The sequence below is a fragment of the Rahnella aquatilis CIP 78.65 = ATCC 33071 genome, assembly GCF_000241955.1.
Taxonomy (GTDB): Bacteria; Pseudomonadota; Gammaproteobacteria; order Enterobacterales; family Enterobacteriaceae; genus Rahnella; species Rahnella aquatilis.
Genome location: NC_016818.1, coordinates 2,298,033 through 2,320,688 on the forward strand (window position 1 = coordinate 2,298,033; position 22,656 = coordinate 2,320,688).

Genomic DNA, 22,656 nt, shown 5'->3' on the forward strand with positions numbered 1-22,656 from the left:
CACAAGTGGAGAAAATCAATGAACACTCCTGTTAGCAATGTCAGCATGTCGGGGACACTGATTGCCCTGGATATCTCTAAAAAACATCATGATGCAAAAATTCGGTACCCGGATGGACGAACGTCTTATCTGCGTATTGAAAACACACTGGAAGGGTTCAACCGACTGCTTGCTCTCACCGCTTCACCCCATGACAGTATTATCGCCGCCTTTGAACCTACCTCTGATTATCATCGCAACATCGCATGGTGATTACATCAGCAGGGAGTAAAGTGCCATCTTGTTTCATCTGTCAGATGTGCTCGGGCCCGCGAGATGCTGTTTAAAACCTGGGATAAAAATGATCGTAAAGATGCCAGTGTCATCATGTATTTGCTGGAACAGGGTTTATCTTCGCCATTTTATGATCCTCTGGCGAATGGCGTTATCGATATACAGGAAATATCAAACACCTACCATCAGGTTACGCTGGCACGAACCCGCTGTCTGAACAGCCTGGTGAATCACTATCTGACCCTTTATTTTCCCGAGGCTGAACAATTTCTGCATATGTCCCGGGCAGAGTGGTTCTGTCAGTTTTTACTTCAGTTTCCCACACCGTCCTGTATCACATCACTGAACCGGGATTTGTTTGTAAAACAGGCATGGGATGTTGTTGGCCGGAAGCAGTATAAACAGCAGTTTCTTGAGCACCTCTATGATATTTCAGCGAATTCCATTGCGTTACCGTTGTCGGATGGTTCTCTGGCAGTAACGACGTTCAAATTACAGCTTCATCGATATGTCGAGCTTTCGGCTCAACGGTTGCAGCTTGAGAAACAGGCAGAAAATTATTTACAGGAACGGAGTGATTACCAACATTTACGTACAATCCCGGGTATTGGCGCAGTCATTGCCCTGATGATAATTGCTGAAAGTGGTGATTTGACACGTTTCGCGCATTACCGACAGTATCTCAGCTTCTGCGGTTTTAACCTTTCCGCCAGCCAGAGCGGGCAAAAACACAGTGGTTACCGATTGTCAAAACGTGGAAACGCACGGTTAAGATATGCATTCTGGCTTGCCGCCACCGTAGCCGTAAGAACGAGAGAAAACAGCTTCCGGTACAAATATGAACGTTATATCCGGGAAAATGGAGATAAACCCGATCAGAAAAGAAAAGCCATGACGGCAGTGGCAACAAAAGTCGCCAGAGTAGCGCATGCGATTGTAAAACAGGATATTGATTATAAAGGGTATTATGAAATAAGCCATGGGACGTGATTCAATGGGCCGTAAGGCGCATCGCGACCATTAGATAATGCTCAACGTCCATGGCTTCCCAAAATGCTGTGTTAAGTCCTGTCGGGCCATCCGGACCCTTGTATATCATGGTAAGCATGTTTATAAGCCAAAAGGAAATGAGCAATATCGGATATAAAATAAACCATCACCTTCTTATCAGATGGCGGGAGCCCTTTGCGTAAAAACAGTTGACTCAGACGGTAGTCCGTGATACCAGCCGGCAAGCGCAGGATGTGGGTACGCTGAGCCGAAATACCGACGATGCCAATGGTCATATCGACAAGATTTTTGATAAGGACAAAATTCAGACCGATCAGCAGGTGACACAACTGGCTGAGCAGGTCATGCAACAAACGGCAAGCAATGTTTTAAACCAGTTGTCGGTCAATGCGAAAGACGATGCCGCGAAAAAACTGTCATCAGATGCTGCTTATCAGGCGGCTGATGCAGGCCAGAGGAAAAGCATGGAAGATGCTGCTTTTCTGGCGGTGGATCAGAAATACGGCATTGGCAGTCCGTACTGGACCGCAGCAACGGCTATCAGCGGAGCGCTTGCCGGGCTCACCGGTGGTGATATGGGACAGGCGCTGGCGGGCTGGCCCCTTATCTGTCCCTGGCCGTGAAGGCGGCGACCACAGACGCCAAAGGCAACGTTAACGAAGTCGAAAATATCACCGGGCATGCGCTTGCCGGCGCAGTGGTCGCCTATCTGCAGGGCGGTTCTGTGTCGGGCGGTGCAGCGGGTGCCGCGACAGGCGAACTGGCTGCACAACTGATTGCGAAAGAGCTGTATCCGGGGGTAAAACCGGAAAACCTGACGAATGAGCAAAAAGCTAATGTCAGCGCACTGAGCACGCTGGCCGCCGGACTGGCAGGCGGCGTGGCGGGGAATTCTTTGCTTGCTACAGGGACGGGGGCGGTTGCTGGGAAAACGGCGGTGGAGAATAATGCAGTTGGCTGCTCAGCGCGTACCTGCCCAACTAGTCTCGGTGACGATATTATGCACGGTGGCGGCATGGGCGGCGGAACAACAGGTGGCGCGGCCGGTGCAGGAATTGGGGCGATTATTGCCGGGATGTTTGGTGATGATGAGAAGCATGACCAACCGAATGTTGGCAAGGATCTGACAGATGCCGATAAAGCCGAACTGGGTGGTACGGGTTCAGGAACACCGGGCGGCTGGGGGCCAGAGGATGAGGAAAATGCGCGGAATCAAGAATCTACTTAATCTATTGAATGACCCATCATTTAGGAAGGCGATCAATAAAGGGTTGACTCAGTATTTAGGAGAGAAGAAATGAAGTGTAATTATTTGATGGAAAAGGAAATGAAGGTTGCAGATTGGAGGGGGTTATCTCTTCCTGATGATTTGCAGTCATGGATTAATGGCGGTTTTTTAGAAGATAACGGCTGTGTTTTTTTACGCTCTCTATACAAAAATTACCAAGGGTTAGATAATTTCCCTGATAGGACAGGGGTTGAATGTTTTGTAAACTCTTTTCATATTGATGATTATGTATCCGAACGGTATCTGGATTACTCATTTTTATTTTGTGAGCAAATATTAGCTTGCTGGAAAAAATACAATCAGTCCCAGAAATTAAATGTGATTATTTCTCATGATGAATTTGGTGCAGTGGTTAAGTTTCATGTGAAGCGTCAGAACGAAAATTGGTTAAGTAGTAATCTTGAAGGATATAAGGAAGCAGTTTTAGAAACCAGTGAACCTATTTAACGTTAAAAACGTCCTAGCCCTCGCGCCGGGAACGTTATTTTTACCGGTCAGACTCTCCGTGCTGCCTTCATCCCATTGCTCTTGTTCGTGATCTTTGGCGGTGGTCTGGAAATGCTTCAGCAACCGGACAGGAAATCTTTTGTGGCCACCGCCAGTTGGCCATGCCCCGACACCCTAGCGTTAAAATAAAAAACCCCCGGCGCTGGCCGGGGATGAGGGTGTGATTACTCGGCAAACATCAGGCCGCCGGGGTAATGCTTCATCCATTTCGCTGCCGTGTCCGTGTCAAAGGCTTCGCAAAAGCTCAGTTTTATTTTTCAGTCTGTAAAAGCATCTGTAGGTGACTCACTGACGGGCAAAGACGATCTGTAAGCGCCCCACATATCAAAATAATCGGAAATTGTTAGCTATAAATATTTAAAATTCAGTTGGTGCTAAGAAACTGCTGGAGTTGTTCAAAATGTTGCGCAGTCTGGGGGCGATGAGTGCCTGAATCTAAATAAGTCTCTGGCGAGTGAAGCGCAGTGGGCTGGCAATGGGGTTAAAGATCCTTTATATGATGCACCTAGTTAGCAGCAGAATGTGCTTACAAGGACGTAAAATTTTCCCTCATACACGTCATGGCCTCACAGGGAATCGTAAGAAAAGATTTTGCAGAGAAAAGCGCTTCCCCAGAATGAAGGGTAAATATCTGCTCTGATTGAAAAGGGAAAGCGCTTGGGAAGAGGGAAAACAGCTGGATAATGCCACTTAACCAGCTGTTTTAAAGGCTAAACATCAGCGGTCTTGAACTTGCTTATGAAACAGTTCCCTGAATACCGGATAAATATCTTCCTGTTCACGGATATGCTGCATGGCGAAATTATCGAATTTCTCCTGTAGCACTTCGTATTCACGCCACAGCGTCTGGTGGGCGCGGCGGGTGATTTCGATATAGCTGTAATAACGCACCATCGGCAGGATCTTCTGTGCCAGAAGCTGGTGGCAGAGCGGGGAGTCGTCAGCCCAGTTATCGCCATCGGAGGCCTGCGCGGCATAAATATTCCACTGTGCCGGGTCGTAGCGTTCCTGAATGACTTCATCCATCAGTTTCAGGGCACTCGACACGATGGTGCCGCCGGTCTCCTGCGAGTAGAAGAACTCCTGTTCATCCACTTCTTTAGCTTGTGTATGGTGACGGATATAGACCACGTCAACGTTCTTATACGTCCGGCTCAGGAACAGATAGAGCAGGATATAGAAACGCTTGGCCATGTCCTTGGTTGCCTGATCCATCGAACCGGAGACATCCATCAGACAGAACATCACCGCCTGGCTGGAAGGCTCGGGGCGACGTTCATAGTTTCGGTAGCGCAAATCAAAGGTATCGATAAACGGCGTTTTGGCGATTTTTGCCCGCAGCTCAGCAATCTCTTTGCGCAACCGTTCTTCTTCCAGTAATTGTGCCGGTTCGCTGTGCTCGACCTCGGTCAGCGTCGATTCCAGTTCACGCAGCTCCCGTTTTTTACCCGCGGTCATCGCCGTACGGCGGGCCAGCGAGTTTTGCAAAGAGCGCACCACACTGATATTAGCCGGTACGCCGTTAGACGTATAACCGGAGCGGTGGGTTTTAAATTCATTCAGCTGTTTATGCTGGTTTTTTCTCAGGTTAGGCAGCGCCAGATCTTCAAACAGCAGATCGAGATATTCGTCCTTTGAAATCTGGAATGAAAACTCATCTTCGCCTTCACCATCCTTGCTGGCATCGCCCTGACCACTGCCGCCGCCACCGCCCCCCTGCGGCCGTTCGATGCGGTCATTCTGTACAAAGTGGTCGTTGCCGGGATGAACACGGTGGCGCAAGCCACCGCGACCCTGATGAAACATGGGCTCGTTGATATCGGAATTGGGGATCGAAACTGATTCCCCGCTATCCACGTCGGTAACCGAACGCTTGTTGATGGCCTCGGCAATCGACTGTTTGATTTGCGACTTATAGCGGCGCAAAAAGCGCTGGCGGTTCACCGCGCTTTTATTCTTGCCATTCAGCCGACGGTCAATAAAATACGTCATATTTCCCCCAAACGACGTTGCCAACGATCTTCTGTTACGAGGATTTTCTTACGCGCAGGTACCATTCACACAGCAGTCGTACCTGTTTGCGTGTGTATCCTTTCTCCATCATTCTGTCGACAAAATCATCATGTTTTTTCTGTTCATCCGTCGACGTCTTGGCGTTAAACGAGATAACTGGCAGTAATTCCTCGGTATTTGAGAACATTTTTTTCTCAATCACCGTGCGCAGTTTTTCGTAACTGGTCCAGTTTGGATTGCGGCCGCTGTTATTGGCACGGGCACGCAGCACGAAGTTGACGATTTCGTTACGGAAATCCTTTGGATTACTGATCCCGGCCGGTTTTTCAATTTTTTCCAGCTCGGCATTCAGCGATTCACGATCGAAAAGTTGTCCGGTATCCGGGTCGCGGTATTCCTGATCCTGGATCCAGAAGTCGGCGTAGGTAACATAACGATCAAAAATGTTTTGTCCGTATTCTGAATAGGACTCCAGATAAGCGGTCTGGATCTCTTTGCCGATAAACTCAGCGTATTTCGGGATCAGATAACCTTTCAGGTGTTCCAGATATTTTTCAGCGATGTCCTGCGGGAACTGTTCGCGCTCGATTTGCTGTTCAAGTACGTAGAACAAATGCACCGGGTTGGCGGCCACTTCTGCATGGTCAAAGTTGAAAACACGGGAGAGGATTTTAAACGCGAAACGCGTCGACAGCCCGTTCATGCCTTCGTCCACACCCGCATAATCGCGGTATTCCTGATAGGACTTGGCTTTCGGATCGGTATCTTTCAGGCTTTCACCGTCATATACCCGCATTTTGGAATAGCTGCTGGAGTTTTCAGGCGTTTTCAGCCGCGAGAGAATCGAGAAGCGCGCGAGCGTTTCCAGGGTTCCCGGTGCACAAGGTGCATGCGAGAGTTCACTGTTGCTGAGCAGTTTGTCGTAGATTTTCATCTCTTCAGACACGCGCAGGCAATAAGGCACTTTCACGATGTACACACGGTCAAGGAACGCTTCATTATTCTTGTTGTTACGGAACGTCACCCATTCAGATTCGTTGGAGTGCGCCAGAATAATGCCGTTGAACGGCAGGGCGGAGATCCCTTCCGTACCGTTATAGTTACCTTCCTGAGTCGCCGTCAGGAGCGGGTGCAGCACTTTAATCGGTGCCTTGAACATCTCAACGAATTCCATCACACCCTGGTTTGCACGGCATAATGCACCGGAATAACCGTAAGCGTCAGGATCGTTCTGTGCGTGGTTTTCCAGTTTACGGATATCCACTTTCCCGACCAGTGCGGAAATGTCCTGGTTGTTTTCGTCGCCCGGTTCCGTTTTGGCAATGGCAATTTGTTCGAGAATCGACGGCCAGACTTTCACGACTTTAAACTTCGTGATGTCGCCCCCGAATTCATGCAGACGTTTTGCCGCCCAGGGCGACATGATGGTGCCGAGATAGCGCGGAGGAATGTTGTATTCTTTTTCCAGAATATGCGCATCTTCCTGCGGGTTAAACAGGCACAGCGGATGGTCGTTTACCGGGCTGCGTTCGCCGTTGGCGCTCAGCACGTAAATCGGTACGCGTTGCATCAGGGATTTCAGCCGTTCGGCCAGTGACGATTTACCGCCACCCACCGGGCCCAGTAAATAGAGGATTTGTTTCTTTTCTTCCAGACCCTGCGCGGCGTGTTTCAGGTAGGAGACAATCTGTTCGATAGCCTCTTCCATGCCGTAAAATTCTTCAAATGCAGGGTAACGTGCAACAACACGGTTCGAGAATAAACGCGACAGGCGTGGTTCAAGCGCGGTATCTACCATCACTGGTTCACCGATTGCCATCAACAGACGTTCCGCCGCATTGACATAAGCACTGCGATCTTGCCGTGCAATGGTAAGAAATTCCTGCAGTGTGAACTCTTCGTCCTTGGCAGCCTCATAGCGCTGGCGATAGTGGTCAAATATGTTCATACGATGCCCGTCCTTCGTTATTTTACCCTTGGTTCTTGAAGCGTTAGCGCAACTTCAATGACTCGGGTAACGCACAGGTTAATGAGAGCTTTTTTCAGCGCCCCCGGAAGAAAGATCTCCCACCTGAATACAGCAACCCTTATGCCAACTTGCAGAACCCCTTCAAAGCTGACAGTCGCGATGATATGTTTACTGTCAGACCCGGTGGGACGGGCAACCGTTCAGGCTAAGTCTTTCATCTATTTATAAGCGTAGTTTGGCATTAAGAAAATTTCCTCTATGGTTTTGGCGTTTTTTAAGTCATATCAATGACTCAGTTATCAGGAATGCTCTGAAAAGCCTTGCAGGACGTGCTCTGCAGAGCGGAAGGTGTTTCTTTAGTCATTTTTATTTCATATTTTGCAGTTAAATTGTGCGATCGCCCCGGTTTTTCTGGATATGTCTTTTTATAGACCCAGAATTGCTAAGCGTGACGTTTAAGGTTCATTTACACTAGCGACGTTTTTTTACTTAATGGAATTAAGACAATGAAAATGATTAATCTAAAAACACTGTCCATTGTTAGCGCGGCAGTGCTTTGCAGTCATGCTGCTGTGGCGGGAACCTGGCAGGTAGGTGCATCTGCGCTGGTCGCTCCGGATCCGTACCGTGGTAATAATGACCACGTCTACCCGGTGCCGGTCATCAATTATGACAATGATGATTTCTACTTCCACACCCTGATGGCGGGCTATTACCTGTGGAATGATGATGCCAACAAACTCAGCATCACCGGCAGCTACTTCCCGTTAAGTTTCGACCCAAGTGACAGCGACGATAAACGCATGAAGCGCCTGGATAAACGTCACTCAACGCTGATGGCAGGTCTGGCCTATTCGCATGACGCTGAGTGGGGGACAATCCGCGCCAGCTTTAATGCCGATACGCTCGACACCAGCAATGGCATGACCGCCGATCTGGGCTATCTGTATGCCATCAAAGGCTCTAACTGGGCTGTGGTGCCGGGCTTTGGTGTGACCTGGTTCAGTTCGAATCTGACCCAATATTATTATGGTGTCACCAAAGACGAATCCCGTCGCAGTGGTTTCCACAGTTATTCCCCGAACGACAGCTTCAGCCCATATGTTGAAGTTTCTGCTAAATATAACTTCACGCCAGCCTGGCAAGGCTTCGTGACCGGCCGCTACCTGCGTCTGTCCAGTGAAGTCACCGACAGCCCGATCATTGAAAATGACTGGACGGGCGTGTTATGGACGGGTGTGACTTACACCTTCTAAGGCAATGCACCATTATGGTGAACATATTGCACATTGATGGGGCGTATCGCCCCATTTGCACATTTATAGATCAGTAAATTTTCAAAGAATCGAATCAACTTTTCAGCCATGACCCAACCGGAGGAAACAGATGAAAGCGAAGACCGTGCAATTGCCTGATGGCACGACAGTACCCGCAATCGGACAAGGGACCTGGTATATGGGGGAACGAAACAGTGATCTCCGTGCCGAAGTGAAGGCCTTGCAGCAGGGGCTGGATGCCGGTATGACGCTGATCGACACCGCAGAAATGTACGCGGATGGCGGCGCGGAAAGGGTGGTCGGTGAAGCGATATCCGGGCGGCGTGATGAGGTGTTTCTGGTATCAAAAGTGTATCCGCATCATGCCGGTGGCGCGAAAGCGATCGCTGCCTGTGAGCAAAGTCTGAAGCGTTTAAAAACAGATTGTCTAGACCTGTATCTGTTGCACTGGCGTGGTTCGATTCCGCTACATGACACTGTTGCGGCGATGGAAAAATTGCAGCAATCCGGCAAAATCCGGCGCTGGGGTGTCTCTAATCTTGATACTGACGATATGCAGGCGCTGTGGAAAATCCCCGGAGGCAATGCATGCATGACCAATCAGGTGCTGTATCACGCGGCAGCCCGTGGCATTGAGTTTGACCTGCTGCCGTGGTGTGAGGAGCACGGCGTTCCTGTTATGGCCTATTGCCCGCTGGCACAGGCCGGAAAGTTACGTCATGACGTTCTGACGGCGCCGGTGATGCAGGAAATCGCCAAAACACGGGGCGTTAGCAGCGCGCAGATTGCACTGGCCTGGGTAATACGCTCGGGTAACGTGATCGCCATTCCTAAAGCGGTGCAACCACAACATGTGAAAGATAATGCGGCGGCGCTGACAATCAGCCTGACGGAAGATGAAATAGCGCGAATTGACACAGCGTTTCCGGCACCGAAACATAAAATGCCGCTGGATATGGTCTGAGGTCAGCAATTCGTATCAACCAGCAGACGACAAAAGGGGCCAGTTGGCCCCTTTGTCATGTTTGCGGCAAACTCACACCGGTTATTTCCGGATTGAGAAAGTCACCGCCAGGCGTGCCGGAGCGGCATGCGTAGATTTATGCGTGTGGGAAACCTGCGCCGTTTCAACACACACCATGGTTTTATATCCGTCATCCGGCATATCAGCCATGCTCACCGACAGTGCAGAACCCGGATTCCAGGCCACCACATCGGCGTTATTTTCATGCGCGACAACCAGCGTACGTTTCAGAACCGGGTCAACGATTTCGCTGATTGCTTGTGGCTGGGTGTAGATGCGGTCAGTCTGGCCCGTGAAGGTCAGATCACCTTCTTCCTGTTTGGCTTTCGCGCCATCGACTTTATCAATAAAGCTGTTACCCAGACCTTTAATACTGACATCGGCGATATCACCAATGTTGAAATAGGTGTGCAGGGCGCTGTTGGCTTCGAAATCACCGGTAGATTCCAGCTCGATGTGGCAGGTGGCGCCTAGCGTGAAGCGCGCTGTCAGTGTGAACGCATGCGGCCATAATTCCAGGGTCTCAGGGGAATTTTTCAGCGTTAAGGTCAGTACCACACCGTCGTCAGTTTCTTTGTGGTCAGTCAGTTCCCACGCAACGTTACGCGCAAAGCCGTGTGAAGGTTTGCCCGCAGGACCAAACCACGGCCAGCAAATAGGGATACCACCACGAATAGCGACGCCTTCTTTGAAAGCGCTGGCACTGCTCATCCACAGCACCGGTTCTTCGCCTTCAGGCTGCCATGACAGCAAATGCGCGCCTTGCAGGGCAACCGCAGCGCGTACTTTAGGATGGGTTACCACAAGCACCGGCAGTTCGTCGATAAGACGCTGGCTGACGGAGGCAGAGATTTGGTTTACGACCGGAAGAGAAAAGAGTTGTTCTGTCATTATTTAAAGTCCTGTCAGGGTTAAACAATTACGATTTAAAACCAAGACTACACATGAACCAAACCTGTCTGTTTGATCGCACTCATGTGCTGATAAAAAAGTGCATCCGACAGAAAGCAAAAGGGCGACTTGCGTCGCCCTTCAATCAGTTCATTCACATAACCAATTATTTGGAAACGTGAGCGATCAGATCCAATACTTTGTTGGAGTAGCCAGTTTCGTTATCGTACCAGGAAACCAGTTTCACAAAGTTGTCGTTCAGCGCGATACCTGCTTTCGCATCGAATACGGAAGTCAGTTTTTCGCCGTTGAAGTCGGTAGAGACTACGTCGTCTTCGGTGTAACCCAGAACGCCTTTCAGGTCGCCTGCTTCAGAAGCTGCTTTGATTACTGCGCAGATTTCTTTGTAAGACGCTGGTTTTTCCAGACGTGCAGTCAGGTCAACAACAGAAACGTTAGGGGTAGGAACGCGGAACGCCATACCGGTCAGTTTACCGTTCAGAGCCGGAATTACTTTACCGACTGCTTTAGCAGCACCGGTAGAAGAAGGGATGATGTTCTGGGATGCGCCGCGGCCGCCGCGCCAGTCTTTGTGAGACGGGCCATCAACGGTTTTCTGAGTTGCGGTAGTCGCATGAACAGTGGTCATCAGGGCTTCAACGATACCGAAGTTGTCGTTGATAACTTTAGCCAGTGGTGCCAGGCAGTTAGTGGTGCAAGATGCGTTAGAAACGATTTCCTGACCTGCGTATTCTTTATGGTTAACACCCATAACGAACATTGGGGTGTTGTCTTTAGAAGGACCAGTCAGAACAACTTTCTTAGCGCCTGCAGTGATGTGCTTACGAGCCGTCGCATCATCCAGGAACAGACCAGTCGCTTCAGCTACAACGTCAACGTTAACTTCATTCCATTTCAGGTTAGCTGGGTCACGCTCAGCGGTAACACGGATGGTTTTGCCGTTAACAACCAGGTGACCGTCTTTAACTTCAACAGTACCGTTGAAACGACCATGAGTTGAGTCGTACTTCAGCATGTATGCCATGTAGTCTGCGTCTAACAGATCGTTGATTGCTACGATCTCGATGTCAGAACGTTCTTGAGCAGCACGGAAAACAATGCGACCGATACGGCCAAAACCGTTGATACCTACTTTGATAGTCATATATTCCACCAGCTATTTTTTTAGTGAATAAAAGGTTGGTTGTAAAATTACAAAAACCTTGCTGAGCGTCAAGCGGAATCGTGTCAATTATTGCTGTAAGTCAAAGCGACGACCTACTGTTGCTCGCTTATTGCACGTTCCGTTTTTTTAATCGGCTCACAACCACATGGGGGCGAAAAACAGAATATAAAGAGCCGGATGAACAGGAGTGTGATCGCCATCACAAGTTGTAAGCTGGCTAACGCTGATGCCATACAGTTTAGGACAAAACAGACAGACTCGTTGTTAATTTTTTGTTATTATAAACTGTTATTTAAGTTGATTTTTATATTCGTCAGAGAACGAGAATCATGAGCATTGAAGCCAAATCTTCCTCTACACTTGAGCAACTCACTGAAATTCAACGTTATGTCACACAGGAGCACGGAACGGAACCTCCATTTTCTGGAAAGTTGCTGCACAACCGGCGGGAAGGGATTTATCATTGTGTGGTTTGTGGCTCAGCGTTGTTCTACTCCGATACAAAATACGATTCCGGCTGTGGCTGGCCAAGTTTTTATCAGCCTGTACACCCCGATGCGATCAAATATCTTACTGATAAGTCGCATAATATGGCGCGCGTCGAAATCCGCTGCTCGCGCTGTGAAGCCCATCTGGGGCATGTATTTCCGGACGGCCCGAAGCCGACGGGTGAACGTTACTGCATAAATTCTGCCTCAATGAGTTTCACTGATGGCAAAAATGGCGACAAAACCGCCGGTTAATCCGCATAATAATTGTGCTGTAATCTTACCGACAAAATCGATTCAGCTATTATTCAAAACTGTATGAATAATAGGAGCGAACAGAGGTGCTCAGATGGAAATTAATCAACTTATTGATGTGATGACGCCGGAAATATACGCACGTCTCGTGCAGGCTGTTGAACTCGGAAAGTGGCCGGACGGCGTAGCGCTGACGCCGGAACAGAAAGACCACAGCCTGCAGGCTGTGATGCTGTATCAGTCGCGTCACAACGTCGATGCCCAGCACATGAGCATCGGCACGGACGGGCAGATCGTCACCAAAAGCAAGCAGGAACTGAAACAGCAATTTGCGCAGGATACGCTGATTAAACTGAAGCCTGAATGAGCGGGCGGGTTGCGAAACTGCTGTTTATTGATAAAAGGTGCTGAAGCGCCTTTTATCAAGTCAGGCGGGAAGGCAAATTCAGCCTGTTACTGCCTCAGATGTACTGATTTTTGCCCCTGCTTTACGCATCGCTTCAACCGCTTCAGCACTGTCTTCGGGGTGCAGATTTACGCCACGACAGCCATCGGTAAGTAATGTCACCTGATAACCCAACTCCAGCGCATCCAGCACCGTGAACTTCACGCAGTAATCCGTCGCCAGCCCCATCACATACAAATGCGTGATCTTCGCCGCTTTCAGCCAGTCATTAAGTACAGTGGCAGCACGGTGACCGTTATCGAAAAAGGCGCTGTAACTGTCGATATCCGGGTTGGTGCCTTTCTGTACCACAAAGTCTACCTGCGGCAGGTGCAGTGCCGGATGAAACTCTGCCCCCGGTTCACGCTGAACGCAGTGAACCGGCCACCAGACTTGCGGCAAACCGTTCAGATCGCCGATTGTCCAGGGTTCGGCGTGGGAATTTGCGGCAAAGCTGCGATGTCCGGCCGGATGCCAGTCCTGCGACGCCAGCACGGGGATGTCATGGCTTTTACACCATGTCATCATCCGGTTGGCGACCGCAATCGTGGCATCGCCGTCAGTCACCGCCAGCGCGCCGCCGCGACAAAAATCATTTTGCAGATCAACCAGCAACAACGCAGATTTCATAGTGCCCCTTATTTATTCAGTAAGTTCGCCACGCAGGTTTTGCTGCATCAGTTCGCGGATGTCTTCCGGAGAATGCGACTGGCTCAGCAGGTAGTGCAGCTTGGTCAGCGCCGCTTCCACCGTCATATCAAAGCCGCTGATCACGCCGGAATGGGCGAGAGCGTTGCCGGTGGCATAGCCGCCCATGTTGACGCGTCCGGAAATGCACTGCGTCAGATTGACCACCACGATGCCGCGCTCTGAAGCGTCTTTCAGCACTTTCAGCAGGTCCCCTTTTTGCGGTGCGTTACCCACGCCGTAGGAGCGCAGGATCAGCGCTTTCACCGGTTGCATCAGGAAATTTTGTACCACTTCGGCGGAAATGCCCGGATAAATTGTCACGACGCCAATAGGCTGCGGCGTGATGTGGTGAACTTTCAGTTTTGCAGCAGCGACTTGCGGCAATGATGGCGTAGAAAGGCGGCGGATGTGGATCCCGGCTTCCAGCAGGGGTGAAAGATTCGGTGACGCAAAGGCATCGAAACCATCGGCATGTGCCTTGGTGCTGCGGTTACCCCGGTACAGGCGGTTGTTGAAGAACAGGGTGACTTCGTTGACCGGATGATTCGCCGCGATATACAGCGAGTTCAGCAGGTTGATTTGCCCGTCAGAACGTAATGCTTCCAGTGGGATTTGTGACCCTGTCACAATGACCGGCTTGCTCAGATTTTCCAGCATGAACGACAGTGCAGAAGCGGTGAACGCCATGGTATCGGTGCCGTGCAGGATAACGAAACCGTCATAGTCGTCATAATGCGCCTGAATATCATCGGCAATATGCTGCCAGTCTTCCGGCGTCATATCGGAGGAATCCATCAGGGGGACATATTCCTGAATGGTGAATTCAGGCATTTCAGGGCGGTGGAATTCAGGCATCAGCGCCAGCTGACGTTGTAAATGGCCGGAAACCGGAATGTAACCCTGTTCAGAACGCTGCATACCGATTGTGCCGCCGGTATAGGCAACGTAAATAGATTTTTTAGTCATTGACGATGTTCTTTTTTTAGAAAGGTGAAAGCAACTGCGCTAAGTATAAAGGCTTATCTGCAGGTGTCCCACCCTAAAAAAGCCCGACGTTCTCAGTGAGAAGCGTCGGGCTGTGCAATCCGGTGGATCTTTATCCCAAAACGGAACGTTACTTCACGTCACCACAGGTCAGACAAAGTGCGTAACGGTTTTGCGGGTCGTTCATGTTGCTGAATAGGTCAGCCTGGGATTTCAGCTCTATGGCCATTTTGCTGACAGGCGCAGGCAGATACGCCTGGATCGCCGCCGGTAACATGGCGTGGACCGATGCGCTGACCTGCGAGAAAACCAGGTCGCTCAGGCTTGGTTCGCTGACATACCAGTTCAGTTGCCATTTTGGCAGTTTCGCCAGATCAGCGGCTTTCTTCACAGCATCATCAAAATCACCCAGTTCATCGATCAGGCCATTGGCTTTGGCATCTGAACCGATCCACACGTGGCCCTGAGCAATCTGATCGATCTGCTCAGGTGTTTTGTGGCGGGAATCGGCAACCAGACCAAGGAAAGTTTTATAACCATTCTCAATATTGAGCTGCATCATCTGCGAAAATTCCGGCGGCAGCGCTTTGGTGGACGCAATATCTGCCAGCGGTGACGTTGCCACGCCATCGGTATGCACACCCGCGTAATCGAGCGTGTTCTGGTAGGTATTGATCACACCAAAGATACCGATGGAGCCGGTGAGGGTGCTCGGGCTGGCGATGATGTAATTTGCTGGCGTTGAAATCCAGTAACCGCCGGATGCCGCCATACCGCCCATCGAGACTACAACCGGTTTACCTGCGGCTTTCGCAGCAGCCAGTTCGGAACGGATCACTTCAGAAGCACTGACGCTGCCGCCGGGGCTGTTAACGCGCAAGACAATCGCTTTCACTTTCGGATCCAGACGTGCATCGCGAATTTGCTGTGCCGTGGTGTCGCCACCGACTGCGCCCGGTTGTTCTTCACCGTCGTTAATCGCACCGGTCGCAAAGATCACCGCGATTTGCGGTTCGTTATTGTCCGGTTTTGGTTTCGGTGAATAATCGTAGATGCTCGTGTAGTTAAAGTCTTTGGTGTCTTTATTCCAGCCAAAAGCCTTCACCATATCGTTTTCGGCGTCGGTGCGTGAGGCCAGCACATCCACCAGTTTGGCTTTCAGCGCATATTGCGCCATATCACCGCCGGTGGCCTGCATACCGGCCAGCACACCTGCCGCACCCGGGAACAGTTGTTCAGGCGTTATCTGACGGTTGGCTGACACGGTGTTGAGATAGTTGGTCCACAATCCGCCAATCCAGCGGCCGTCTGCCTCACGGGCGGCGGGAGACATATCATCACGAATCAATGGCTCAACGGCAGATTTATACGTCCCGACGCGGAAGATATTGGTAGTGACTTTCAGCTTATCCAGCAGCGATTTGTAATACAGATTGTTGGTCGCAAAACCGTGAAGGTCGACCGCGCCCTGTGGCGACAGGTAAATTTTGTTGGCATAGCTGGCCAGATAATATTGTGACTGGTCATAGCTGTCGCCGATGGCGTAAACCGGTTTGCCTGCATCGCGGAATTCACGCAGCGCTTTACCGATATATTGCATCGATGACTGATCCGTGCCGGTGAAATCGGTCAGCTGCAACACAATCCCGGTGACGTTTTTGTCATCTTTTGCCGCGCGAATACTGTCGACGAGATCAAACAGCGAGTTTTCCTGCAAACGGCTGCTTGAGGTGCCCAGCAATTCACGGCCCCACTGGCGGACTTTATTATTCACTGATGGCTTATCGACCACCGATCCGCTCAGGTCAACCAGCAGTGCGCCTTTGGTGGTTTCAACCGGTTTGTCCTGCACGGCATACCAGATGCCAACACCGGCCAGAATGATCAGAATAAGAAATACGTTGAGAATAAATTCTCTGACGAAATTAAGAAGACGCCAGGTCCACTTAAAAAAACCGGCGATAATTCGCCACAATGTGCGCATGGTCTCTCCAACAAGACAGATAAGTCCCGCTATCCTAATGACCCGCCGGAAAAATGTCAGCTTTAAATCATGTCAGAGTTTGGCAGTGATGCATTATCCGAAAGCCAGTTGACCGTTGGAAAAAGGCGTTACGCTTATGTTAACGTAATCCCAATAGCCATTATTCTCAGGAGAACATGATGGACGCTTTGGACTTATTACTTAACCGCCGTTCCGCTTCACGCCTGGCTGCTCCGGCACCGGCGGGGGAAGCGCTGCAAAACATCATCCATGCCGGTATGCGGGCCCCGGATCACGGCGCGTTACAGCCCTGGCGTTTTGTGATTGCTGAAAACGACGGTCTGACCCGCTTCAGTGAAGTGCTGCGTGCGGCGGCCATCAAAGACGGCGCCGATGAAAAAGCCATTGAGAAAGCCACCCAGGCACCCTTGCGCGCCCCGCAAATTATCACCGTGATTGCCGCCTGCAAAGAAAGCCCGAAAGTGCCGCAGTGGGAACAGATGCTTTCTGCCGGTTGCGCGGTGCATGCCATGCAGATGGCCGCACTGGCGCAGGGTTTTAACGGCATCTGGCGTACCGGCGCGTGGACCGATCATCCGGACGTCCGTAAGGCATTCAAATGCGGAGACAGCGATAAAATCGTTGGCTTCCTGTATCTCGGCACGCCTCAGCTGAAAGCCAGTTTGCAGGTAATCCCCGCCGACAGCACGCCATTCGTCACGCATCTGTAAAATCATACCGCTCGCTTATTAACCGGTTTTGATCGGCCTTTTCCGATTAAACCGGTTTTTTGCTGCCTAAATGAGCGACCGCCGTCGCGGATCCTTTTAACCATCTTACTAATTACGCCGCCAGCGGCTAACATAGCCACTCTGCATGATGAGGACGTAGTGAAATGAAGGGTGGGATAATGGAAATCTTTGTCGTGATTACACCGCAAACAGGTGCCTGTTGATGCGTCTGTTCATTGCCGAAAAACCCAGCCTTGCCCGCGCGATTGCGGATGTCCTGCCTAAACCTCATCGCCGGGGCGATGGCTATATTGCCTGTGGTAACGATCAGGTGGTGACCTGGTGCGTCGGCCACTTACTCGAACAGGCACAGCCCGATGCCTACGACAGCCGATTTGCGCGCTGGTCACTGGCTGATTTGCCGATCATTCCTGAAAAGTGGCAGCTTCAGCCGCGTTCTTCCGTCGCCAAACAACTCAACGTCATTAAGCGTTTATTGCTCGAAGCCTCGCAGGTCGTCCACGCCGGTGACCCTGATCGCGAAGGGCAATTGCTGGTGGATGAAGTGCTGGATTACCTCGAACTGACGCCGGAAAAACGTCAGGCTACCCAGCGCTGCCTGATTAACGATCTCAATCCGCAGGCCGTCGAACGCGCCATTGAGCGTCTGCGCGACAACCGTGACTTTATTCCGCTGTGCGTTTCGGCACTGGCCCGTGCCCGCGCCGACTGGCTTTACGGCATCAACATGACCCGCGCCTACACCATTCTGGGGCGCAACGCCGGTTACAACGGTGTGCTCTCGGTCGGACGTGTACAGACGCCGGTTCTCGGACTGGTGGTACGCCGCGACGAAGATATTGAAAACTTCGTGCCGAAAGATTTCTTTGAAGTGAAAGCGCATATCGTGACGCCTGCCGAAGAGCGTTTTGTGGCGCTGTGGCAGCCAAGTGATTCCTGCGAGCCATATCAGGATGAAGAAGGGCGTTTGCTGCACCGGCCGCTGGCCGATCACGTCGTGGCGCGCATTGCCGGACAACCGGCGATGGTCACCGGCTATAATGACAAGCGTGAGAATGACATTGCGCCGTTGCCGTTTTCGCTGTCCACCTTGCAGATTGAAGGCTCGAAAGCCTTTGGCCTGAGCGCCCAGCAGATCCTCGATATCTGCCAGAAATTGTACGAAACGCACAAATTGATTACGTATCCGCGTTCGGATTGCCGATATCTGCCAGAAGAGCATTTTGCCGGCCGTCACGCTGTGCTGAACGCCATCGGTGTTCACCGGCCTGATCTGATGCCGCAACCGGCGGTGGATACCGACTTGCGTAACCGTTGCTGGGATGACAAAAAGGTCGATGCGCACCATGCGATCATTCCGACGGCGCGCAGCAGCAACGTCAACCTGAGCGACGACGAACGCAAAATTTATGGCCTGGTGGCGCGTCAGTATCTGATGCAGTTCTGCCCGGATGCGGTTTATCGCAAATGCGTCATCGACCTGGATATTGCGGGCGGTAAATTTATCGCCAAAGCACGTTTTCTGGCTGAGGCGGGATGGCGCACATTGCTGGGCAGTAAAGAACGCGACGAGGAAAACGAAGGCACACCGCTGCCTGTGGTCGCCAAAGGTGACGAACTGTTGTGCGAGCGCGGCGAAGTGGTTGAACGCCAGACGCAGCCGCCGCGGCCTTTTACCGATGCTACATTGCTTTCCGCCATGACCGGGATTGCGCGTTTTGTGCAGGATAAAGAACTGAAAAAAATCCTGCGTGCGACGGACGGACTGGGTACGGAAGCGACGCGTGCCGGAATTATCGAGCTGCTGTTCCGCCGCGAATTTTTGTACAAGAAAGGGCGCTATATTCATTCCAGCGATACCGGCCGCGCGCTGATCCACTCGCTGCCGGACATCGCTGCCCGCCCGGATATGACCGCCGACTGGGAATCCACGCTGACGCGTATCAGTGAAAAGAGCTGCCGTTATCAGGATTTCATGCAACCGCTGGTGGCGACGTTGCAGAATCTCATCATGCAGGCCAAAACGAACCGGGTGTCTTCGGCATTCCGCAGTCTGCCTTCCAAACCGGCGGCGGCGAAAGGCAAAAGCGCCCCTAAACGTCGCAAGGCGAGCACCAAAGGGAAGGAAGCAAACAGTGATGAATAATGTCTTTATCCGTAGCGTGCTGATGGCAACGCTGGTCAGTTCCGGGTTACTGGCGGCTCCGGCGATGGCGAACCGCAGCAATATCGGTAACGGTGCGGACGTTGTAGTGCCATTGCCGCCGCAAATCTGGGAGAACAGCGGCAATAACAATAACAGTGCGCCGACCTGCCATAATTGTTGTATCTACAACAACCAGAGTTATAGCGAAGGGGCCGTGGTCACCGCCGACAGCGTGGTGTTGCAATGTTCACGCGACCCGAATGTGGTGGGCACCAACGAACTGAAATGGGAAGTGTTGAAGAAATAACACAGTCTCACTATTCAGATAAAGAAAAGGCGCGTGACTGGCAACAGTCCGCGCCTTTTTATTTGCCGGGTTGTCGGCCCTGGCTGCTAGGCGGCAAATTTCGCCAGGTACGCTTCAATAAGCGGAATATCCGCCGGTGCCAGTTCAAACGACAGTACCTCGTCCGGCGTTACCCAACAGATTTCAGAGTGACACTGTAACCTAATCTCACCGCTAAACCCGCACACCCGCCAGCCATGCAAACGAATTAACCGTTCAGACTGTTGCACAACGCTGGTAGCGATGAAATCTTCCACCGTGGCAGTGATGCTCATTTCTTCCTGCAACTCGCGCACTAATGCGGCAGGCTGACTTTCCCCGACTTCCACTTTTCCGCCGGGGAATTCCCACAAACCGGGCTGGTCGCCGGACGCATCCCGGCGGGCGAGCAGCAATTTGCCTTCACGCTCAATCAGGGCGGCGACCACCTCAATCGTTTTGATGGTCATTATTTCAGGTCGAACGTTGCCCAGATTGGCGCATGATCAGACGGCTTTTCCATTCCACGGATATCGTAATCAATGCCGGTGGCGGTGCAACGCGCGGCCAGCGGCGTGCTCGCCATGATCAGATCGATACGCAGGCCACGGTTTTCATCGAAGCCACGTGAGCGGTAATCAAACCACGAGAATTTATCGGCAGTGTCCGGGTTCGCCGCACGGAAGGTGTCAACCAGCCCCCAGCCTTTCAGGCGATCCATCCACTCACGTTCTTCCGGCAGGAATGAACATTTACCCGTGCGCAGCCAGCGTTTACGGCTGTCTTCGCCGATACCAATGTCCAGATCGGTCGGGCTGATATTGACATCGCCCATCACCACCACCGGATTATTTACCGACAAACTGGTACTCAGGTAATCCTGCAAATCGCGGTAAAACTTCTCTTTGGCCGGAAATTTGGTCGGATGGTCGCGGCTTTCACCCTGCGGGAAGTAACCATTGATCACCGTCAGAATGCCTTGCGGGGTTTCAATATCGGTCATGATGATGCGGCGCTGAGATTCTTCACCATCACCGGGGAAACCACGGCGTACAGCGACGGGTTCTTGCCGGGTCAGCATGGCAACGCCGTAATGGCCTTTTTGTCCGTGATAAAACACGTGATAACCGTGCTGACTGACTTCTTCCAGCGGGAACATATCGTCATGCACCTTGGTTTCCTGTAAACCAATAACGTCAGGCTGGTGCTGTTCGATTATTGCCGCAAGCTGATGCGGGCGGGCGCGCAATCCGTTGATATTAAAGGAGACGAACTTCATAGTCGGGAACCATTTGGCGATGAAATCAGAAGGACGATAGTAGCAGAAAAAGGCGGCAGGGCGAAACCGGCATATGCCCGGTTCTGCCAGCAGAAAACACGGTGCCAGCAAAATGCATACCGGATCCTCATGGCAACCGGATGTCTTCCAGAGAATTATTTTGTCAACTTTTCGTGACAGTCTCTTCTTCCGCTGTACATGAAAGAGTATTATGCCTGCAGCGATTTCCGCACCGGCAGAAAAAGGTCAACACTGATGCGTCTGGAAGTTTTTTGCGAAGACCGCCTGGGTCTCACCCGTGAACTCCTCGATTTACTGGTTTTACGCAGTATTGATTTACGCGGTATCGAGATTGCCTCGATTGGCCGCATTTACCTGAATTTTTCCCAACTGGATTTTGATACTTTTCGCGCCCTGATGGCTGAAATCCGCCGCATTGAGGGTGTGACGGATGTCCGCACCGTGTCGTTCATGCCTTCTGAGCGGGAGCATCGTGCGCTGCGTGCTTTGCTGGTTTCCATGCCGGAACCGGTTTTTTCCATTGATATGAAAGGCAAGGTCGAGCAGGCCAACCCGGCCGCGATGGCATTGTTTGAACTCGATGAAGACAAAATCCGCAATGTGACGGCGGCAAACCTGATCACCGGTTACAACGTCACGCGCTGGCTGGAAAGCGAAAACGCCCAGCCGCACACCGAACGTATTGTGATCCGCAGCCAGGATTTCCTGATGGATCTGACACCGATCCACGTGGATGACGAAGACGAAAAAGGCGGAATTGCCGGTGCTGTCGTCATGCTCAAATCGGCGGCCCGTATGGGACGTCAGTTGCAGGATCTGACCGTTAATGACGACAGCGAGTTTGACCACATCGTCGCGGTCAGCACCAAAATGCGTCATGTTTTGGATCAGGCGCGCAAACTCGCCATGCTGGACGCGCCGCTGCTGATTGTCGGTGATACCGGCACCGGCAAAGATTTACTGGCGCACGCCTGCCATCTGCGCAGCGCACGCGGCAAAAAACCGTTCCTTGGCCTTAATTGTGCATCGCTGCCGGATGACGTGGTGGAAAGCGAGCTGTTTGGCTACGCGGCCGGTGCCTATCCGAATGCGCTGGAAGGCAAGAAAGGCTTCTTTGAACAGGCTAACGGCGGCTCTGTGCTGCTTGATGAAATCGGTGAAATGTCGCCGAGAATGCAGATCAAACTGCTGCGCTTCCTCAATGACGGCACGTTCCGCCGTGTGGGCGAAGAGCATGAAGTGAAAGTTGACGTTCGCGTGATGTGCGCCACGCAGAAAAATCTGGTGGAACTGGTGCAGCGTGGCGAATTCCGTGAAGACTTGTATTACCGCCTGAACGTGCTGAGCCTGACGCTGCCGCCGCTGCGCGACCGGCCTGCGGATGTGATGCCGCTGACCGAGTTGTTCGTGGCACGTTTCTCTGATGAACAGGGAATGCCGCGTCCGAAACTGTCTTCACAGCTGGCGAATTACCTGACGCATTACGGCTGGCCGGGTAATGTCCGCCAGTTGAAAAACGCCATTTATCGTGCACTGACGCAACTGGAAGGCGGAGAGCTACGCCCGCAGGACATCGTTCTGCCGGACTTTGACGCGGAAGTCACGATGGGTGAGGAAGCACTAAACGGTTCGCTTGACGATATCAGTAAACGTTTCGAACGTTCCGTCCTGACCCGGCTTTACCGCACTTATCCGAGTACGCGTAAACTGGCGAAACGTCTGGGCGTATCACATACGGCCATCGCCAATAAACTGCGTGAATACGGACTCAGCAGCCGTCGCGGAGAAACGGGCAACATCGAAGAGTAATTTGTTGTCGGAAAATAGCGCCTGAAAAAAAGCAACGGA

Annotated in this window: 20 protein-coding genes and 1 pseudogene; 12 read left to right on the forward strand and 9 right to left on the reverse strand. The window is 51.6% G+C overall.

Translation table 11 applies throughout. The features are described from left to right. Positions 1-18: 18 nt before the first annotated feature. The 4 genes and pseudogenes from RAHAQ2_RS10510 (at position 19) to RAHAQ2_RS10525 (ending at position 3,019) form a co-directional block, all read left to right on the forward strand. A pseudogene (locus tag RAHAQ2_RS10510) lies at positions 19-1,263 on the forward strand (IS110 family RNA-guided transposase). A 209-nt stretch (positions 1,264-1,472) separates the two neighbouring features. Further along, positions 1,473-1,907, forward strand: coding sequence for a hypothetical protein (locus RAHAQ2_RS10515; protein WP_037039167.1), 435 nt, complete (start codon positions 1,473-1,475; stop codon positions 1,905-1,907). After that, entirely contained in the window at positions 1,904-2,512 is a 609-nt protein-coding gene (locus RAHAQ2_RS25965; protein WP_238532066.1) for a VENN motif pre-toxin domain-containing protein, read from the forward strand. The genes RAHAQ2_RS10515 and RAHAQ2_RS25965 overlap by 4 nt, the downstream gene beginning before the upstream one ends. Before the next feature lie 69 nt (positions 2,513-2,581). Next, the gene (locus tag RAHAQ2_RS10525; RefSeq protein WP_015697206.1) at positions 2,582-3,019 is read left to right on the forward strand and encodes a hypothetical protein; all 438 of its coding nucleotides are present in this window, start codon (positions 2,582-2,584) and stop codon (positions 3,017-3,019) included. 777 nt (positions 3,020-3,796) lie between these two features. Here RAHAQ2_RS10525 and RAHAQ2_RS10530 read toward each other — a convergent pair. Next, positions 3,797-5,071: a YeaH/YhbH family protein gene (locus tag RAHAQ2_RS10530; RefSeq protein ID WP_015697207.1), complete on the reverse strand. Its 1,275-nt coding sequence runs from the start codon at positions 5,069-5,071 to the stop codon at positions 3,797-3,799. Positions 5,072-5,105: 34 nt separating this feature from the next. Then, the gene (gene yeaG, locus RAHAQ2_RS10535) at positions 5,106-7,040 is read right to left on the reverse strand and encodes a protein kinase YeaG (protein ID WP_015697208.1); all 1,935 of its coding nucleotides are present in this window, start codon (positions 7,038-7,040) and stop codon (positions 5,106-5,108) included. Between the two features lie 527 nt (positions 7,041-7,567). On the opposite strand from yeaG, the gene RAHAQ2_RS10540 reads away from it, so the two are divergent. Together RAHAQ2_RS10540 and RAHAQ2_RS10545 are read left to right on the forward strand one after the other, a co-directional pair. Next, complete coding sequence (locus RAHAQ2_RS10540) at positions 7,568-8,317, forward strand: MipA/OmpV family protein (RefSeq protein WP_015697209.1); 750 nt, start codon at positions 7,568-7,570, stop codon at positions 8,315-8,317. A 130-nt stretch (positions 8,318-8,447) separates the two neighbouring features. Beyond that, positions 8,448-9,302 (forward strand): aldo/keto reductase, encoded by an 855-nt coding sequence (locus RAHAQ2_RS10545; protein WP_015697210.1) that lies wholly within the window; start codon positions 8,448-8,450, stop codon positions 9,300-9,302. An 81-nt stretch (positions 9,303-9,383) separates the two neighbouring features. Here RAHAQ2_RS10545 and RAHAQ2_RS10550 read toward each other — a convergent pair whose 3' ends face one another. Together RAHAQ2_RS10550 and gapA are read right to left on the reverse strand one after the other, a co-directional pair. Further along, positions 9,384-10,253 carry a D-hexose-6-phosphate mutarotase gene (locus RAHAQ2_RS10550; protein ID WP_015697211.1) on the reverse strand — a complete coding sequence of 290 codons (870 nt, stop codon included), beginning with the start codon at positions 10,251-10,253 and terminating at the stop codon, positions 9,384-9,386. A 166-nt stretch (positions 10,254-10,419) separates the two neighbouring features. Continuing rightward, on the reverse strand, positions 10,420-11,418 hold the full coding sequence (gene gapA / locus RAHAQ2_RS10555; protein ID WP_013575362.1) for a glyceraldehyde-3-phosphate dehydrogenase: 999 nt from the start codon (positions 11,416-11,418) through the stop codon (positions 10,420-10,422). A gap of 350 nt (positions 11,419-11,768) precedes the next feature. On the opposite strand from gapA, the gene msrB reads away from it, so the two are divergent. Together msrB and RAHAQ2_RS10565 are read left to right on the forward strand one after the other, a co-directional pair. Further along, on the forward strand, positions 11,769-12,182 hold the full coding sequence (gene msrB / locus RAHAQ2_RS10560; protein ID WP_015697212.1) for a peptide-methionine (R)-S-oxide reductase MsrB: 414 nt from the start codon (positions 11,769-11,771) through the stop codon (positions 12,180-12,182). Between the two features lie 94 nt (positions 12,183-12,276). After that, positions 12,277-12,549 carry a YeaC family protein gene (locus RAHAQ2_RS10565; RefSeq protein ID WP_015697213.1) on the forward strand — a complete coding sequence of 91 codons (273 nt, stop codon included), beginning with the start codon at positions 12,277-12,279 and terminating at the stop codon, positions 12,547-12,549. 78 nt (positions 12,550-12,627) lie between these two features. Here RAHAQ2_RS10565 and pncA read toward each other — a convergent pair whose 3' ends face one another. The 3 genes from pncA to sppA all read right to left on the reverse strand — a co-directional run bounded on the left by pncA (position 12,628) and on the right by sppA (position 16,285). Beyond that, positions 12,628-13,257 carry a bifunctional nicotinamidase/pyrazinamidase gene (pncA, locus tag RAHAQ2_RS10570; protein WP_015697214.1) on the reverse strand — a complete coding sequence of 210 codons (630 nt, stop codon included), beginning with the start codon at positions 13,255-13,257 and terminating at the stop codon, positions 12,628-12,630. 12 nt (positions 13,258-13,269) lie between these two features. Beyond that, the gene (gene ansA / locus RAHAQ2_RS10575; RefSeq protein ID WP_015697215.1) at positions 13,270-14,283 is read right to left on the reverse strand and encodes an asparaginase; all 1,014 of its coding nucleotides are present in this window, start codon (positions 14,281-14,283) and stop codon (positions 13,270-13,272) included. A gap of 148 nt (positions 14,284-14,431) precedes the next feature. Next, positions 14,432-16,285 carry a signal peptide peptidase SppA gene (gene sppA / locus RAHAQ2_RS10580; protein ID WP_015697216.1) on the reverse strand — a complete coding sequence of 618 codons (1,854 nt, stop codon included), beginning with the start codon at positions 16,283-16,285 and terminating at the stop codon, positions 14,432-14,434. Positions 16,286-16,464: 179 nt separating this feature from the next. On the opposite strand from sppA, the gene RAHAQ2_RS10585 reads away from it, so the two are divergent. The 3 genes from RAHAQ2_RS10585 (at position 16,465) to RAHAQ2_RS10595 (ending at position 19,490) form a co-directional block, all read left to right on the forward strand. Then, on the forward strand, positions 16,465-17,016 hold the full coding sequence (locus RAHAQ2_RS10585; protein WP_015697217.1) for an NAD(P)H nitroreductase: 552 nt from the start codon (positions 16,465-16,467) through the stop codon (positions 17,014-17,016). Between the two features lie 223 nt (positions 17,017-17,239). After that, positions 17,240-19,183: a DNA topoisomerase III gene (locus tag RAHAQ2_RS10590; protein WP_015697218.1), complete on the forward strand. Its 1,944-nt coding sequence runs from the start codon at positions 17,240-17,242 to the stop codon at positions 19,181-19,183. Beyond that, entirely contained in the window at positions 19,176-19,490 is a 315-nt protein-coding gene (locus RAHAQ2_RS10595) for a DUF1496 domain-containing protein (RefSeq protein ID WP_015697219.1), read from the forward strand. Before RAHAQ2_RS10590 ends, RAHAQ2_RS10595 begins: the two co-directional genes overlap by 8 nt. 86 nt (positions 19,491-19,576) lie before the next feature. Here RAHAQ2_RS10595 and RAHAQ2_RS10600 read toward each other — a convergent pair whose 3' ends face one another. Further along, the gene (locus RAHAQ2_RS10600) at positions 19,577-19,978 is read right to left on the reverse strand and encodes a pyrimidine (deoxy)nucleoside triphosphate diphosphatase (RefSeq protein ID WP_015697220.1); all 402 of its coding nucleotides are present in this window, start codon (positions 19,976-19,978) and stop codon (positions 19,577-19,579) included. Continuing rightward, a complete protein-coding gene (xthA, locus tag RAHAQ2_RS10605) occupies positions 19,978-20,787 on the reverse strand; it encodes an exodeoxyribonuclease III (protein ID WP_015697221.1) in 810 nt (269 codons plus the stop codon). Before xthA ends, RAHAQ2_RS10600 begins: the two co-directional genes overlap by 1 nt. A gap of 255 nt (positions 20,788-21,042) precedes the next feature. On the opposite strand from xthA, the gene tyrR reads away from it, so the two are divergent. After that, positions 21,043-22,617 carry a transcriptional regulator TyrR gene (gene tyrR / locus RAHAQ2_RS10610; protein ID WP_015697222.1) on the forward strand — a complete coding sequence of 525 codons (1,575 nt, stop codon included), beginning with the start codon at positions 21,043-21,045 and terminating at the stop codon, positions 22,615-22,617. Positions 22,618-22,656 lie beyond the last annotated feature (39 nt).